Below are 14,623 nucleotides of genomic sequence, written 5' to 3'. Positions count from 1 at the left end.
CCAACCGCCCTCATCCCCGCGGAGACCACATGAGCACCGCTTCCGTCACGTCCGCCCGATCCGGACAGGTCCTCGCCGACCTCGTCCCGGCCTCCCGCGTGCGGGACGCCGTGCTGGTGCTCGGCGGTGCCGCGTTCACCGGCCTCGCCGCCCAGATCGCGGTGCCCGTTCCCGGCTCGCCGGTGCCGGTGACCGGCCAGACCTTCGCGGCGCTGCTCGTCGGCACCACCCTCGGCGCCCGCCGCGGCGTCGCCTCCCTCGCGGTGTACGCGCTGGTGGGCATGGCCGGCGTGCCGTGGTTCGCGGAGGGCAAGTCGGGGATGGGGATGCCGTCCTTCGGCTACATCCTCGGCATGCTGCTGGCCGCCGTCGCCGTGGGCGCGCTCGCCCGTCGCGGCGCCGACCGCTCCGCCTGGCGGACCGCGGGCACCATGGTGCTCGGCTCCGCGATCATCTACGCGGTCGGCGTGCCCTACCTGGCCCTCGCCACCGGTATGTCCGCCTCCGCGGCCATCGCCGCCGGCCTGACCCCGTTCCTCATCGGTGACGCCCTGAAGGCGGCGCTGGCGATGGGCGTGCTGCCGACGGCCTGGAAGTTCGTCGACAAGCGGTGACCCCTGACGGTCCCCGAGGCGGAGAGGCTCGCCGGTCGTGGTCGACGGCGAGCCTCCGCGCGTCCCCCGGTCCCCGGCGGCGGGAACCGGGTCCCACCGCACGTCCCCGGACGGCAACCGGCCACGAGCGCGCCGCCCGGTCCGCCGCTCACCCACGGCGACCCGGGAGTACGCCTCCACCCGGCCCCGGCCGCGTGGGGGAGTGGCCGCGTCCACCTCGCCACCCCGCGCCGCCGCGCGGCGGCAGCCGTGTCACACTCGTCGCATGCGCGTGTATATCGGCTCCGACCATGCGGGCTACGAATTCAAGAACCACCTCGTCGAGTGGCTCAGGGAAGCGGGCCACGAGCCCGTCGACTGCGGCCCGCACATCTACGACGCCCAGGACGACTACCCCCCCTTCTGCCTCCGCGCCGCGGAGCGGACCGCCGCGGACCCGGACGCCCTCGGCATCGTGATCGGCGGCTCCGGCAACGGCGAGCAGATGGCCGCGAACAAGGTCAAGGGCGTGCGGGCGGCTCTGGCGTGGAGCGAGGAGACCGCGGCACTCGGCCGTCAGCACAACGACGCCAACGTGGTCGCCGTCGGCGCGCGCATGCACAGCCAGGACGAGGCGACGAAGTTCGTCGAGACCTTCCTGAGCACGCCGTTCTCCGGTGACGAGCGTCACATCCGCCGGATCGGCATGCTCTCCGCGTACGAGACCACCGGCGATCTCCCCCCGATCCCGGCCCACCACCCCCAGCGGTAGGCGGCGGAACAGCAGACGAGGAAGAAGAGCGAGCGAGGGGGGACCCGTGCCCGAGGGTCACACGATCCACCGGCTGGCCAAGGACTACGCCGAGGCCTTCGTGACCGGCGACCCCCTCCGCGTCACCAGCCCCCAGGGCAAGTTCACCGACGCCGCCGCCCTTCTCGACCGCACCGCGCTGCACACCACCGACGCCCACGGCAAGCACCTCTTCCTCGGCTTCGGCGACCCCGGGCCCGAGCACACCGACTGGGTCCACATCCACCTCGGCCTGTTCGGCAAGGTCACCTTCGGCCCGGCCCCGGCGCCACCGCCCACGGACACCGTCCGGCTCCGCCTCGCCGACGACGCCTCGTACGTCGATCTGCGCGGCCCCACCACCTGCACCCTGATCACGGACGGCGAGAAGCGGGCGGTACACGACCGGCTCGGCCCCGACCCGCTCCGCCCGGACGCCGACCCGGCCCACGCGTACCGCAGGATCAGCCGCAGCCGTACGACGATCGCCGCGCTCCTCATGGACCAGAAGGTCATCGCCGGCGTGGGAAACGTCTACCGCGCCGAGGTCCTCTTCCGGCACGGCATCGACCCGTACCGCGCGGGCCGGGACATCCGCCCGGCCCAGTGGGACGCGATCTGGGCCGATCTGGTCGCGCTCATGCGCGAGGGCGTCCGCGACAACCGCATCGACACCGTCCGCCCGGAACACACCCCCGAGGCGATGGGCCGCCCGCCGCGCGTCGACGACCACGGCGGCGAGGTGTACGTCTACCGCAGGGCGAACCTGCCCTGCCACATCTGTGGCGGCGAGATCCGCACCGCCGACCTCGCCGCCCGCAACCTCTTCTGGTGCCCCGCCTGCCAGCGTCCCTGAGCCCTCAGAAGCCGTGCGGCAGCCACGGTGCGCGGCTGGTTCCGAAGGCCAGGGACGCCTCCGCGAGTGCGCCGTGCCGTACCTCGCGCACCCGGCCGGCCGCCGCGAGTGCCGTGAGGCTCACCCCGCCCAGATAGGCGGCGCCCAACTCCCGTACCGACAGGGTGAGATCGGCGGCGTCCTCGGTACGCCCGCACGACGCGCCCTTCGGGTCGCCGGTCAGCCGCCAACGGCCCGCGTTCCAGGGGCAGAAGGCGTCCTCCACCTCGAACACGACGTCCACCGGGGCCTGGTACGTCCGCTGCCGGAGCGCCGCGCCGACATCCACCAGCCGTACGTACAGCGCGTCCCGCAGCCGCGGCCCGCACCGCCGTATGTCCGACACCAGGAACTGCCAGCTCTCGTCGACCGGCCGCCCCCGCGCCACCACCCTCGACGTCAGGTCGATGTCGAACAGGAAGCGCCACAGCGCCGCGTCCGCCGCCGGATCCAGCGCTTCCAGAGCGCTGAGAAGCACCTCGCCGTCGGGCCCGCCCGGTCCCCAGGACGGCTTCACACGGAACCGCGCGTACCCGACCGTCCCACCGTCCCGCTCGGCGACCACGCACCGCAGCGGTGACGCCCCGCCCCGCTCGCTCTCCGGGTCGAGCACCCCGAGCCGCTCCCAGCCCGGCCCGCGTGCCAGCATTCCCGGGCGCTCCGCCACCCGTCGGGCGTAGACCGCCTCGCAGGCGTCCAGTACATCGGCGGGCTCCGCATACCGCAGCCGTACGTCATCCGTGCCGGGCGGCACCGACAGACCCGCGCGCGCGGTGTCGATCTCCGCGTCCGTCTGGAAGGTCGCCGCTCCGTAGCCGAACCGGCCGTAGATCGCCGGCTCGGACGCCGTGAGCACCGCCAGCGGCTCGCCCCAGGAACGGACGTCGTCCAACTGCCGCCGCATCATGGACGTCAGCACCCCGCGCCGCCGGTGCGTGGCGGCCACGCCGACCATCGTGACACCCGCGGCCGGCACGGACGCGCCGCCGGGCACGGTCAGCCGGAAGGAGAAGGCGCCCGCAGACCCCACGCACTCGTCGCCGTCCCAGGCACCCAGGAAGCGGTCGAACTCGCTGAGCGCGTTCCACAGTTCCCGCTCCTCCGCCGTCTCGGGGGGACCGCCGAAGGCACGGATGAGGTTCGCGTACACCTTGTCCCATTCCTCCGGCTTCAGTGCCCGGACTTCGGGCGCGGGGCCGCTCTGCTCGTTCGCCATGCGCTCATCCCTACCAGGGCGATGCGGCGTGAGCGAGAGAATTTCCCCCGGGGGACCCCATGAGGGCGTTCCGTGAAGTTCACTGTGATTCCGGTCCCCGTGCGGGGGGACAACCAGGACCTCCCGTGCCAAGCGGCCGGTCCGATGGATAGGGTCCCGAACTAATGGCAGCAGGACGAGAACGGCGCGCGGAAGCCGACACGTTCACGGCCCGGTTGAAGAAGCAGTGGCACCGGGCCCGCGTCGGCGTGCGCCGGTCCGCCGTCGACTACTTCCGGGGGGACGGCTCCGACTGGATCGCGCTGGTCGGTCTGCTCCTCACCGTGCCGCTGATCGCGGCCGGGACACTGGCCGACTCCGTATGGTGCGCGCCGTCCGCTCTGGTCATCCCGATCGTCGTGGGCGGACTGCTGCTGCGTCCGGCGAGCCTGCTCGGCCTGTACGCGGCGGCGGCGACCGCGCTGATCGTGGAGGCGGTCCGGCTGGGCCCGTACACCGAGGGCGCGGCCCGGGTCACCCCCGGTGTGGTCCTCGTCGTCGCGGCCTGCGGTTTCTTCGGGCTGCTCGTCGCCCAGTTCCGCAGCCGGGTGGGCGTGCCCTGGCGGCGCGGCGGCACCATGCTGTTCGACCTGCGCGAACGCATCCGGGTGCAGAGCAAGCTGCCGAAACTCCCCGACGGCTGGCACCGCGAGATGGCGCTGCGCCCGGCCGGCGGACAGTCGTTCTCCGGTGACTTCGTGGTCGCGGCCCGCACCAACGGCGGGCGCACGATGGAGGTCGTCCTGACCGACGTCTCCGGCAAGGGCATGGACGCCGGCTCGCGCGCCCTGCTGCTGTCCGGGGCCTTCGGCGGGCTCCTCGGCAGCCTCCCGCCGCACGCCTTCCTCCCGGCCGCCAACGGCTATCTGCTCCGCCAGGACTGGGACGAGGGCTTCGCCACCTCCATCCACCTGGTGCTCGACCTGGACTCCGGCGACTACGAGCTCTACTCCGCCGGCCACCCGCCGGGCCTCCAGCTCAGCGCCGGCAGCGGCCGCTGGGAGGAGAAGGCCGCCGACGGCCCCCTGCTCGGCGTGTACGACGGTGCCCAGTTCGACTCGGTGAAGGGCTCACTGCGGCCCGGAGACGTGCTGATGCTGTTCACCGACGGCCTGGTGGAGACCTCCGACCGGGACATCGTCGAGGGCATCGACCGCCTCACCGGAGCGGCCGACCGCTATGTCGCCGGAGGCTTCCACGGCGCGGCCTGGCATCTCATCGAGTCGGTCGCCAAGGACGTCAACGACGACCGGGCCCTGCTGCTCATATGCCGGGACGGCCCGACCGCCGCCGCGTCCCGCTGACCGGGGCGCCCTGCCCCCGCGTTTCCGCCCGCCCGGACCCGCTCGTCCTCCCCCTCGTCCCCGTGCTTGGCCCGGGCGCGGCGTCCGGGACCGCCAGGGCGACCGCCCGGGCACACTGGACGGGTGACCGAGACACCGCGCGCCCCGTTCCCCCTGCCGGCCCCGCCGACCCTGGACCGGGTGGAGGCCACCGCCCGCGCCGCGCACGCCGGCCAGACCGACAAGGCGGGCCGGCCCTACGCCGAGCACCTCCGGGCCGTCGCCGAGGGCGTACGCGCGCGCGGCGGCGACGAGGAGCAGATCGCGGCGGCCTGGCTGCACGACGCCGTCGAGGACGACAGGCTCACCCGCCAGTGGCTCGACGAGGCCCCGCTCACCCGGCGGACCAAGGACATCGTCCTCGCGGTCACCAAACGCCCCGGGGAGCCGCCCGAGGCGTACGCGGCCCGTATCCTCGCCACCCCGGGCGCGCCGCTGGTGAAGGAGGCCGACCTGGCGCACAACGCCGACCCGGCCCGGCTCGCGGTCCTCGACGCGGGCACCCGCCAACGACTGACCGAGAAGTACGCACGGATGCGCGCACTTCTCGGCCTGGGGGAGTGAACCGGGCGGGACGCTAGACCGGGACCCTCTCACCCTGCGTGCGCACCTCGGTGTTCTCCCGCCGCGCGTGGCCACGGGCCGCCTCGGCCGGTTCCCGCACGAAGGCCCACACCATCTTCGGCTCCACCACGCACCGCAGGGTCCGCCGCACCGGCCCGGTGCACAGCAGCGTGATGACGGCGGCCGCGAGGACGGTCAGCCCGACCGCACCGAGCGGCTCCCGCAGCGCCGGGTGGTCGAACCAGCCCGCGTAGATGCCCGCCTTCACGAAGAAGCCGTGCACCAGATAGCCGTATATCGTCCCCGCGCCGAGTGCGGTGAACCACATGTGGCGGCGCGGCACCCAGGCGAAGAAGCACACGGTCAGCACCAGCGAACAGGCGAGGGTCCCGGACACCATCACCGGACCCGACCACCACGGAGCGCCCAACTCCTCCGCGGCGCTCTTGTGGTACAGCCAGCCGACGTGCATCCGCGGCACCGACCACCAGGCGACGGCCGTCGCCACCGCCAGTACCGGCAGGGACATCAGACGCACCGAGCGGTGCCGCACCCGCTGGAAGTGCTCGGGCCGCAGCGTCAGGCCCAGCACGAAGAACGGCAGGAACTGCAGCACCCGCTGGAGTTCCAGGTCGTCACCGATCCGGGGGGACAGGGAGCCCAGGGCGGCGAGGACCAGGGAGACCGCCAGCGGATGGCGGACCGTCCGCCACACCGGGGTCGTCACCCGCCAGACGACCAGCGCGCACAGGAACCACAGGTGGTACGTGGGATCCAGCAGCGTGATCCCGTGGTCCGGTCTGTCGTTCCCGTGGCGTTCGAACAGGGAGTAGGCGGTCTCGAAGACGACATAGGGGACGACCACCCCGGTGACCAGCCGCTTCACGTACTTGGGCCGCAGGTCGAAACTGCGCGAGAAGTAGCCGGAGATCAGGATGAACGCCGGCATGTGGAACGTGTACACGACGCGGTACGCGGTCTCCACGGCCCGGACGTCCAGGAGCTGTCCCCAGGCGTGGCCCACCGCCACCAGCACGATCGCCAGGTACTTGGCGTTGTCGAAGAATGCGTCGCGCTGTCTGACGGGCGGCGCCGGCCGGGCGCTCTCCTTGTGCGTGGTGCGCGGGCCCGGCACACCGCCCGCCAGCGACTCGGCCGGGGGGAGCGGCGCTCTGCGGTTGCCGTACGTTCGCTGCGAGTTCGTCACTGACCCTCCCGGCGGGAAAACGGGGAGGCGATCGGTGGGCTCGCTGCGCTTGCGGGGGACGAGGCAGCGTGGCACATCTGAGGCACCCTAGCGTTGTCCGCTGCATTTGGTGAAACACCCGACGTCGTCACCGGTATTCGATCCGGGTACCCCTCTCCGGGGAATGTGCGCACACTCGTGAAGTGATGGTCAACACGTGACGTCGGTAAAGGGTTTGACCGCCGAGAACAACCGCACTTGTCACGATTCTTCCGTACTGGACAGGGCATAAGGGCGGCGGGTGACACCGGCGATATGTCCGTCTTCGCCCCTCCTTCAGGGGCCCTGTGAAGGCCCGTTGGGTCATCGGCGACATCAACGGGACATCAATTCGGATCACTTGCGAACGCATTGTGTGGAGACGGCGACTGTCCCGTCGAATTTCCCTGCGCGGGTACTTCTTCGAATTGCCGTGCGATATATCTCCGTTGCCCCGCGCGGGCGCGTACGGACCCGCCCGTCCGGACACTGTGGCGCGGACGTTGCGTCACCTGCCGCATGGGGGGGCCGTGTTGGTGGCACGATGGTCCTGGCGGGGTGCGCGGGGTCGCGTCGCCCGGGCCGGGGAAGCCGAACCGACCAAGGGTGTGATCAGTTGTGGCCATTTCACTGTCAGTGGTGCTGCTGTTGGCAATCATCCTGGTGGTGTTGCTGAGAGGCGGCTCCATCAAGCCGGGACCGGCGATCGTCGCCGTGCTCTTCGGCTTCTTCCTCGCCTCGACCGGCATGGCCGACGACATCCAGCGGTTCCTGGACTCGATAGCGGAGATGGTCAACTCGATCAGCTTCTGAGCTCACCCGGCCCACCCGCGCGCCGCGGGACCCGCCACGCAAACGATCAGGGCCAGGCCGAGGAGTGATCCTCTGACCTGGCCCTGAGCCGTACAGAGCGGGCGACGGGAATCGAACCCGCGTAGCCAGTTTGGAAGACTGGGGCTCTACCATTGAGCTACGCCCGCACGGAGCGCGCCGCGCGTCGGAAGGCCGCGGCACTGACAGGCATCGTAGCGGGTTGTGCGCCCTCGTCGCACACCCCGTTTCCGGAGCGCCGCCGGCGGCGCACCGCGCCCGGGGAATGCGGCGGCCTTCCCGCCTGGGTGCATGTACCCTACGTGTCGCACCAGACGGGGTGTGGCGCAGCTTGGTAGCGCGTCCGCTTTGGGAGCGGAAGGCCGTGGGTTCAAATCCCGCCACCCCGACCACCCACCTGCTCACGCACCGGTGATCGCTTTTTGGGTGCCGTAGCCGCTGCCGTTACTATGCAAGCTGCACGCCCTGTGTGTCTCAGAAGTCCTCCGGGCGGCGAATCGGCCGGACCGTTCTGGTCCCGGCAGAACCCGAGAAGTCAGCCACAAGGAGACCGAACCGTGAAGAGCGCCGTGGAGACCCTGAACCCGACCCGGGTTCGGCTCACTGTCGAGGTGCCCTTCGAGGAGCTCAAGGACAGCCTCGACGCGGCGTACAAGAAGATCAACCAGCAGGTCACGGTGAAGGGCTTCCGCAAGGGCAAGGTCCCGGCCCGGGTCATCGACCAGCGCTTCGGCCGCGGTGCGGTGCTGGAGGAGGCCGTCAACGACGCCCTCCCGAAGTTCTACACCGACGCGGTCAACGAGGCGGAGCTGAACCCGCTGGGCCAGCCCGAGGTCGACATCACGGAGCTGAAGGACGGCGAGACGCTGAACTTCACCGCCGAGGTCGACATCCGCCCGGCCATCGAGATCCCGGACTACTCCGGCATCGAGGTCGAGGTGGACGCGGTCGAGGTCAGCGAGGAGGACGTCGACAAGGCCGTCGAGGAGCTGCGTGAGCGCTTCGCCTCGACCTCCCCGGTCGAGCGCGCCGCCGCGGACGGCGACGTCGTCACCATCGACCTGGAGGCCAAGGTCGACGGCGAGGTCCTCGAGGACGGCGTCGCGAGCGACGTCTCCTACACCATCGGCTCCGGTGAGCTGCTGGAAGGCATCGACGACGCCGTGAAGGGCGCGGAGGCCGGTGGCGAGGCCACCTTCACCTCCGAGCTCAAGGGCGGCTCGGCGGCCGGCAAGGAGGCCGAGGTCACCGTCAAGGTCACCCAGGTCGCCGCGCGCGAGCTGCCCGAGCTGGACGACGAGTTCGCCCAGCTCGCCTCCGAGTTCGACACCCTCGAGGAGCTGAAGGCGGACAGCCGCAAGCGCCTGGAGAACATGAAGCAGTACGACCAGGCCACGCAGGCCCAGGAGCGCGTCCTGGAGAAGCTGCTCGAGCTGGTCGAGGTCCCGGTCCCCGAGAAGCTGCTCGAGGACGAGATCAACACCCGTAAGCACAACCTCGAGCACCACCAGCTCGGCCAGATGGGTCTCGACCTCGCGAAGTACCTGGAGATCCAGGGCAAGACCGAGGAGGAGTTCGACACCGAGACCCGTGAGGCCGCGGTCAAGGGCATCAAGACCCAGTTCGTCCTCGACGAGCTCGTCAAGCAGGAGAAGCTCAACGTCAACCAGGAGGAGCTCACCGAGCACCTCATGCGGCGGGCGTCCTCCTCCGGCATGTCCCCCGACCAGTTCGCCCAGGCCGTCGTCGAGCAGGGCCAGGTCCCGCTCCTCGTCGGCGAGGTCGCCCGCGGCAAGGCCCTGGCCGTCGTGGTCGAGAAGGCCACGGTCAAGGACACCAACGGCGAGGTCGTCGACCTCGACGACGAGGACGAGGACGAGACCACCGAGTCCGCGGCCGCTGCCGAGGCCGAGTCCCCCGCCGAGGAGAAGACCGAGGGCTGATCCCCTCCGACGCGACCACAGGGCCCCGGGACGCACACCGCCCCGGGGCCCTCGCACACCCCCAGCCGCCCCGACGGCCCAACCCGGACCCGTTTCGGGTGGGGCCAGGTGCCCAGGGCCGCGGGAACTGCGCGCTCAGTCCCGAGGGCGCATCGCCCGGCGCAACCCGGGCCCGCCGCCAACCGGCGTAGGCGTGTCCCACCCCGGGGGCGCGGGGAACTGCGCGCTCAGCCCCCAGCCGTCCCGCACCCCGCCCCGAGCGCGCATCGTCCGGCGCAACCCGGCCCTGTCGCCAAACCGGGGTGGGCGTACCACCCCGGGGGCGCGGGGAACTGCGCGCTCAGCCCCCAGCCGTCCCGCACCCCGCCCCCACCAGCGCGCCGCACGGTGGGAACGCGCCCGGCGCCCCGGAGAGCGCGGGCTACACCCCTCTACGCCCCCGGCGAACACCCCCGTTACCGGGATTCCCCGGCGGAGCCCCCGCGTTAGGGTCCATGAATACCAGGGGACGGGAGTCACCGAATACGGCTCCAGCCCCACAGGGATACGTGAGACGGCCCGGCGCCGTCGTAAGACGAGCAGGTGGATACGTGACGAATCTGATGCCCTCAGCCGCCGGCGAGCCTTCTATCGGTGGTGGCCTCGGCGACCAGGTCTACAACCGGCTGCTGGGCGAGCGGATCATCTTCCTCGGCCAGCCGGTCGACGACGACATCGCCAACAAGATCACCGCACAGCTGCTGCTCCTTGCCGCCGACCCGGACAAGGACATCTTCCTGTACATCAACAGCCCCGGCGGCTCCATCACGGCCGGCATGGCGATCTACGACACCATGCAGTTCATCAAGAACGACGTGGTGACGATCGCGATGGGCCTGGCGGCCTCCATGGGCCAGTTCCTGCTGAGCGCCGGCACCCCCGGCAAGCGCTTCGCGCTGCCGAACGCCGAGATCCTGATCCACCAGCCGTCCGCCGGCCTCGCCGGCTCGGCCTCGGACATCAAGATCCACGCCGAGCGGCTGCTGCACACCAAGAAGCGCATGGCCGAGCTGACCTCCCAGCACACCGGCCAGTCGGTCGAGCAGATCACCCGCGACTCCGACCGCGACCGCTGGTTCGACGCCTTCGAGGCCAAGGAGTACGGCCTCATCGACGACGTGATCCCGACGGCCGCCGGTATGCCGGGCGGCGGCGGCACCGGGGCCTGAGCGGGCCCGCGCGGCGCCCTGTGGCCCCGCACCCGCCCCTCCGGGCCCCCGGCCCGGTGAACCAGCCCCAGCAGCCCCAGCCGACCGCCTCAGCCCCCTTCCAGGAGACACCGTGAACGACTTCCCCGGCAGCGGCCTGTACGACCGCACCCCCGCCGCCTCCGAGGGCCGGTACACCGGCCCCGCTGCCGAGTCCCGTTATGTCATCCCGCGCTTCGTCGAGCGCACCTCCCAGGGCATCCGCGAGTACGACCCGTACGCGAAGCTCTTCGAGGAGCGCGTGATCTTCCTCGGCGTGCAGATCGACGACGCCTCCGCCAACGACGTCATGGCGCAGCTGCTGTGCCTGGAGTCGATGGACCCCGACCGGGACATCTCGGTCTACATCAACAGCCCCGGCGGCTCCTTCACCGCGCTGACGGCGATCTACGACACGATGCAGTACGTGAAGCCGGACATCCAGACGGTCTGCATGGGCCAGGCGGCCTCCGCCGCCGCCGTCCTGCTGGCCGCCGGCACACCCGGCAAGCGCATGGCCCTGCCGAACGCGCGTGTGCTGATCCACCAGCCGTACAGCGAGACCGGCCGCGGTCAGGTCTCCGACCTGGAGATCGCCGCCAACGAGATCCTCCGGATGCGGAGCCAGCTGGAGGACATGCTGGCCAAGCACTCCACCCGGCCGCTCGAGAAGATTCGCGAGGACATCGAGCGCGACAAGATCCTCACGGCCGAGGACGCGCTGGAGTACGGACTGATCGACCAGGTCATCACCACCCGGAAGATGGACAACTCCAGCCTGCGCTGACGCGCCGCGGGGGTGTAACGTCTGCCGCTCCTTGGCACGGTTTGGCACGGTCCACGTCAAAGTGAACCGTGCCAAGGGGGGCCCGAACGGGGGGCCAGGCAAGGTACCGTCGGACATAAGGCAGCACCAGGAGCCGCCGGACGTGGTCGTCCGGTCGTCTCACAGGCGAAGGGGAAGCACACCGTGGCACGCATCGGTGACGGCGGCGATCTGCTCAAGTGCTCGTTCTGCGGCAAGAGCCAGAAGCAGGTCAAGAAGCTCATCGCAGGGCCCGGTGTGTACATCTGCGACGAGTGCATCGATCTCTGCAACGAGATCATCGAGGAAGAGCTCGCGGAGACCAGTGAGGTCCGCTGGGAGGAACTCCCCAAGCCGCGCGAGATCTACGAGTTCCTCGAGAGCTACGTGGTCGGGCAGGAGTCGGCCAAGAAGGCCCTCTCCGTAGCCGTGTACAACCACTACAAGCGTGTCCAGGCCGGCGAGAACGGCGGCGCCCAGGGCCGTGAGGACGCCATCGAGCTGGCGAAGTCCAACATCCTCCTGCTGGGCCCCACGGGCTCCGGCAAGACCCTGCTGGCCCAGACCCTGGCCCGCATGCTGAACGTCCCGTTCGCGATCGCCGACGCCACCGCGCTCACCGAGGCGGGATACGTCGGCGAGGACGTCGAGAACATCCTGCTGAAGCTGATCCAGGCGGCCGACTACGACGTCAAGAAGGCCGAGACCGGGATCATCTACATCGACGAGATCGACAAGGTCGCCCGCAAGAGTGAAAACCCGTCGATCACCCGCGACGTCAGCGGTGAGGGTGTACAGCAGGCCCTGCTGAAGATCCTCGAGGGCACCACGGCCTCGGTCCCGCCGCAGGGCGGCCGCAAGCACCCGCACCAGGAGTTCATCCAGATCGACACGACGAACGTGCTGTTCATCGTGGGCGGCGCCTTCTCCGGACTGGAGAAGATCATCGAGGGCCGGGCGGGCGCCAAGGGCATCGGCTTCGGTGCGACGATCCGCTCGAAGCGGGAGATGGAGAACAAGGACCAGTTCGAGGAGGTCATGCCGGAGGACCTGGTCAAGTTCGGCATGATCCCCGAGTTCATCGGCCGGCTCCCGGTCCTCACGAGCGTCCACAACCTGGACCGCGAGGCCCTGCTCCAGATCCTCGTCGAGCCGCGCAACGCGCTGGTGAAGCAGTACCAGCGCCTCTTCGAACTCGACGGTGTGGAGCTGGACTTCGAGCGTGAGGCGCTGGAGGCCATCGCCGACCAGGCCATCCTCCGCCAGACCGGCGCCCGCGGCCTGCGCGCCATCATGGAGGAAGTCCTCCAGGGCGTGATGTACGAGGTCCCGTCCCGCAAGGACGTAGCCCGCGTCGTCATCACCGCCGACGTGGTCCTCTCCAACGTCAACCCGACCCTGATCCCGCGCGACGCCCGCGGCCGGGGATCCGGCGAGCAGAAGACGGCTTGACGTGCTCCCTGACCTAGAGTCCAGGGATTCCGGCCTGGGCCGTCTGACCCTTCCGGGGGCTTCCTGCTTCACCGCGCTGTGCGGGCACGGGTGCCCGTCTTACCGGCGCTCCACGGGCGTTTAGCGTCTCCGTCCGTCCGGCGGCGACGATTCGGCGTCCTTCGAAGAGGACGTTGCGGGCTGCGTTGTGGTCGCGGTCGTGCACGGTGCCACAGGCCCCGCATGTCCACTCCCGGACGTGCAAGGGCTTGGGGCCGTCCCGGAATCCGCAGGCCGAGCAGACCTGAGAGGAGGGGAAGGTCCGGTCCACCTTGGTGAAGGTGCGGCCGTGCAGAGCCGCCTTGTACTGGAGCATGCCGACGAACGCGGACCATCCCGCGTCGTGCACGGACTTGGCGAGCCGGGTACGGCCGAGACCGGACACCGCGAGGTCTTCCACATACACCGCTTGGTTGTCGCGAATGATCTGTGTGGAAGCCTTGTGGTGGAAGTCCCGGCGCCGGTCGGCCACCCTGGCGTGCTGGCGTGCGACCTTGATACGGGCCCTGGCCCGGTTCTTCGACCCCTTCTGCTTGCGGGACAGCTCCCGCTGAAGACGCTTGAGTTTCTTCTCCGCACGGCGCAGGAAGCGAGGGCTGTCGATCTTCCTGCCGTCGGACAGGACGGCGAAGGCGGACAGGCCGAGGTCGATACCGGCGTCGGTCTGAAGCTCGGGGAGGATGTCCGGCTCGGTGTCCACGACGAAGCTGAGGAAGTATCGGCCGGAGCTGTCCTTGGTGACGGTCAGGGACGTGGGTGCGGCCGGAAGCTTGCGGGACCACCGGACCTTGAGGTTGCCGACCTTGGCCACGTACACCGTGCCGTCGCCCTGGACGGTGAAGGCGTTGGTGTTGAGGCGGATCGACTGCCGGGTGTCCTTCTTCGACTTGTAGCGGGGAGGGCCGACCTTCCGGCCCTGCCGCTTGCCCCTGAGGCTGTCGAAGAAGTTCTTGTAGGCGGTGTCGAGGTCCCGCAGGGACTGTTGCAGGACGACCGCTGACACGTCGGCGAGCCAGGCGCGTTCCTCGGTTCGCTTGGCCTGGGTGATGCGAAGCCGGGACAGTTCGGCCGACGTCACGTACGGCAGTCCTGCCGCGTGGGCTTGTTTCCGGTCGCGCAGGCAGTCGTTCCACACCACGCGGGCGCACCCGAACGCACTGGCCAGTGCGCGGCGCTGTGCGGCGTCCGGGTAGGCCCGGTAGTTGTAGCGGAGCTGCACACCCAGGACCCTACGATTGTTCACCTCCTCACGATGCAGAACGGCAAAAGGCATATAAGACGCATTCACCATCCGTGATGGAGAGGCGCGCTTGCCCTTGTGGTGAAGCTCCCCGGCGCGCGGGGTGTTCGACGACGAGGTGCTGACGCGCTGCGAAGAGATCATGCGCAAGGTCTGCGAGGACTTCGAGGCGGAGCTGAAGGAGTTCGACGGCGAATGCGATCACGTCCACCTTGGTGCATTACCCGCCCAAGGTCGCCATCTACAGGTGTGAGCGATGTCTACCTTTAAGCCCACGTGCAAGCTGTGTCCGCGTTTCTGGTATTTACGCCGATAGCCTGGAGCCAGGGCTTGCGCAAGTTCCCGGGATCGCCCAACTGGCGTGAGGGTGCCGCGGGTTGGGGTGGACGACAGAGCGGACACGGGATCCGTGATCATTCAGG

At 70.1% G+C, this 14,623-nt stretch carries 13 protein-coding genes, 2 tRNA genes and 1 pseudogene; 12 read left to right on the top strand and 4 right to left on the bottom strand.

The window, feature by feature from the left end:
• The first annotated feature begins 29 nt into the window (after positions 1 to 29).
• The 3 genes from B9S61_RS37280 (at position 30) to B9S61_RS37270 (ending at position 2,239) form a co-directional block, all read left to right on the top strand.
• Complete coding sequence (locus B9S61_RS37280) at positions 30 to 614, top strand: biotin transporter BioY (RefSeq protein ID WP_103546116.1); 585 nt, start codon at positions 30 to 32, stop codon at positions 612 to 614.
• 265 nt (positions 615 to 879) lie between these two features.
• Entirely contained in the window at positions 880 to 1,365 is a 486-nt protein-coding gene (locus tag B9S61_RS37275) for a ribose-5-phosphate isomerase (protein WP_103546115.1), read from the top strand.
• 46 nt (positions 1,366 to 1,411) lie between these two features.
• On the top strand, positions 1,412 to 2,239 hold the full coding sequence (locus B9S61_RS37270) for an Fpg/Nei family DNA glycosylase (protein ID WP_103546114.1): 828 nt from the start codon (positions 1,412 to 1,414) through the stop codon (positions 2,237 to 2,239).
• A gap of 4 nt (positions 2,240 to 2,243) precedes the next feature.
• On the opposite strand, the gene B9S61_RS37265 is transcribed toward B9S61_RS37270, so the two are convergent.
• The gene (locus B9S61_RS37265) at positions 2,244 to 3,494 is read right to left on the bottom strand and encodes a GNAT family N-acetyltransferase (RefSeq protein ID WP_103546113.1); all 1,251 of its coding nucleotides are present in this window, start codon (positions 3,492 to 3,494) and stop codon (positions 2,244 to 2,246) included.
• A gap of 164 nt (positions 3,495 to 3,658) precedes the next feature.
• Between B9S61_RS37265 and B9S61_RS37260 the strand changes: the two genes are divergently transcribed.
• Positions 3,659 to 4,837, top strand: coding sequence for a PP2C family protein-serine/threonine phosphatase (locus B9S61_RS37260; RefSeq protein WP_103546112.1), 1,179 nt, complete (start codon positions 3,659 to 3,661; stop codon positions 4,835 to 4,837).
• A gap of 123 nt (positions 4,838 to 4,960) precedes the next feature.
• Complete coding sequence (locus B9S61_RS37255; RefSeq protein ID WP_103546111.1) at positions 4,961 to 5,440, top strand: HD domain-containing protein; 480 nt, start codon at positions 4,961 to 4,963, stop codon at positions 5,438 to 5,440.
• A gap of 13 nt (positions 5,441 to 5,453) precedes the next feature.
• Here the strand turns inward: B9S61_RS37255 and B9S61_RS37250 are convergent, their stop codons facing one another.
• Positions 5,454 to 6,647, bottom strand: a complete 1,194-nt coding sequence (locus B9S61_RS37250; RefSeq protein WP_103546110.1) for an acyltransferase family protein — start codon at positions 6,645 to 6,647, stop codon at positions 5,454 to 5,456.
• Positions 6,648 to 7,283: 636 nt separating this feature from the next.
• On the opposite strand from B9S61_RS37250, the gene B9S61_RS37245 reads away from it, so the two are divergent.
• Positions 7,284 to 7,478: a hypothetical protein gene (locus B9S61_RS37245; protein WP_103546109.1), complete on the top strand. Its 195-nt coding sequence runs from the start codon at positions 7,284 to 7,286 to the stop codon at positions 7,476 to 7,478.
• Positions 7,479 to 7,574: 96 nt separating this feature from the next.
• Here B9S61_RS37245 and B9S61_RS37240 read toward each other — a convergent pair.
• Positions 7,575 to 7,645: transfer RNA gene (locus B9S61_RS37240), tRNA-Gly, on the bottom strand.
• A gap of 166 nt (positions 7,646 to 7,811) precedes the next feature.
• Here B9S61_RS37240 and B9S61_RS37235 point away from each other — a divergent pair.
• The 5 genes from B9S61_RS37235 to clpX all read left to right on the top strand — a co-directional run bounded on the left by B9S61_RS37235 (position 7,812) and on the right by clpX (position 12,922).
• Positions 7,812 to 7,888 (top strand) — tRNA-Pro (locus B9S61_RS37235).
• Between the two features lie 165 nt (positions 7,889 to 8,053).
• Positions 8,054 to 9,439 carry a trigger factor gene (gene tig, locus B9S61_RS37230; protein ID WP_103546108.1) on the top strand — a complete coding sequence of 462 codons (1,386 nt, stop codon included), beginning with the start codon at positions 8,054 to 8,056 and terminating at the stop codon, positions 9,437 to 9,439.
• 602 nt (positions 9,440 to 10,041) lie between these two features.
• On the top strand, positions 10,042 to 10,647 hold the full coding sequence (locus B9S61_RS37225; RefSeq protein WP_064731751.1) for an ATP-dependent Clp protease proteolytic subunit: 606 nt from the start codon (positions 10,042 to 10,044) through the stop codon (positions 10,645 to 10,647).
• A gap of 112 nt (positions 10,648 to 10,759) precedes the next feature.
• On the top strand, positions 10,760 to 11,452 hold the full coding sequence (locus B9S61_RS37220; RefSeq protein WP_103546106.1) for an ATP-dependent Clp protease proteolytic subunit: 693 nt from the start codon (positions 10,760 to 10,762) through the stop codon (positions 11,450 to 11,452).
• 183 nt (positions 11,453 to 11,635) lie between these two features.
• A complete protein-coding gene (gene clpX / locus B9S61_RS37215; RefSeq protein WP_103546105.1) occupies positions 11,636 to 12,922 on the top strand; it encodes an ATP-dependent Clp protease ATP-binding subunit ClpX in 1,287 nt (428 codons plus the stop codon).
• A gap of 13 nt (positions 12,923 to 12,935) precedes the next feature.
• Here the strand turns inward: clpX and B9S61_RS37210 are convergent, their stop codons facing one another.
• Positions 12,936 to 14,180: an RNA-guided endonuclease TnpB family protein gene (locus tag B9S61_RS37210; RefSeq protein ID WP_103546104.1), complete on the bottom strand. Its 1,245-nt coding sequence runs from the start codon at positions 14,178 to 14,180 to the stop codon at positions 12,936 to 12,938.
• A gap of 118 nt (positions 14,181 to 14,298) precedes the next feature.
• On the opposite strand from B9S61_RS37210, the pseudogene B9S61_RS43630 reads away from it, so the two are divergent.
• Positions 14,299 to 14,443: pseudogene (locus tag B9S61_RS43630) on the top strand (transposase); the annotation flags it as partial.
• Between the last annotated feature and the right edge of the window lie 180 nt (positions 14,444 to 14,623).

The sequence above is a fragment of the Streptomyces sp. SM1 genome (genome assembly GCF_002910825.1).
Lineage (GTDB): Bacteria > Actinomycetota > Actinomycetes > Streptomycetales > Streptomycetaceae > Streptomyces > Streptomyces okerensis.
This window is presented reverse-complemented; position numbering and strand designations above follow the sequence as displayed.

What these genes read in the sequence shown, in the direction of transcription:
- B9S61_RS37280 (WP_103546116.1), top strand. Translation starts at nt 30, where the DNA reads ATGAGCACCGCTTCCGTCACGTCCGCCCGATCCGGACAGGTCCTCGCC.
- B9S61_RS37275 (WP_103546115.1), top strand. Translation starts at nt 880, where the DNA reads ATGCGCGTGTATATCGGCTCCGACCATGCGGGCTACGAATTCAAGAAC.
- B9S61_RS37265 (WP_103546113.1), bottom strand. Translation starts at nt 3,494, where the DNA reads ATGGCGAACGAGCAGAGCGGCCCCGCGCCCGAAGTCCGGGCACTGAAG.
- B9S61_RS37260 (WP_103546112.1), top strand. Translation starts at nt 3,659, where the DNA reads ATGGCAGCAGGACGAGAACGGCGCGCGGAAGCCGACACGTTCACGGCC.
- B9S61_RS37225 (WP_064731751.1), top strand. Translation starts at nt 10,042, where the DNA reads ATGCCCTCAGCCGCCGGCGAGCCTTCTATCGGTGGTGGCCTCGGCGAC.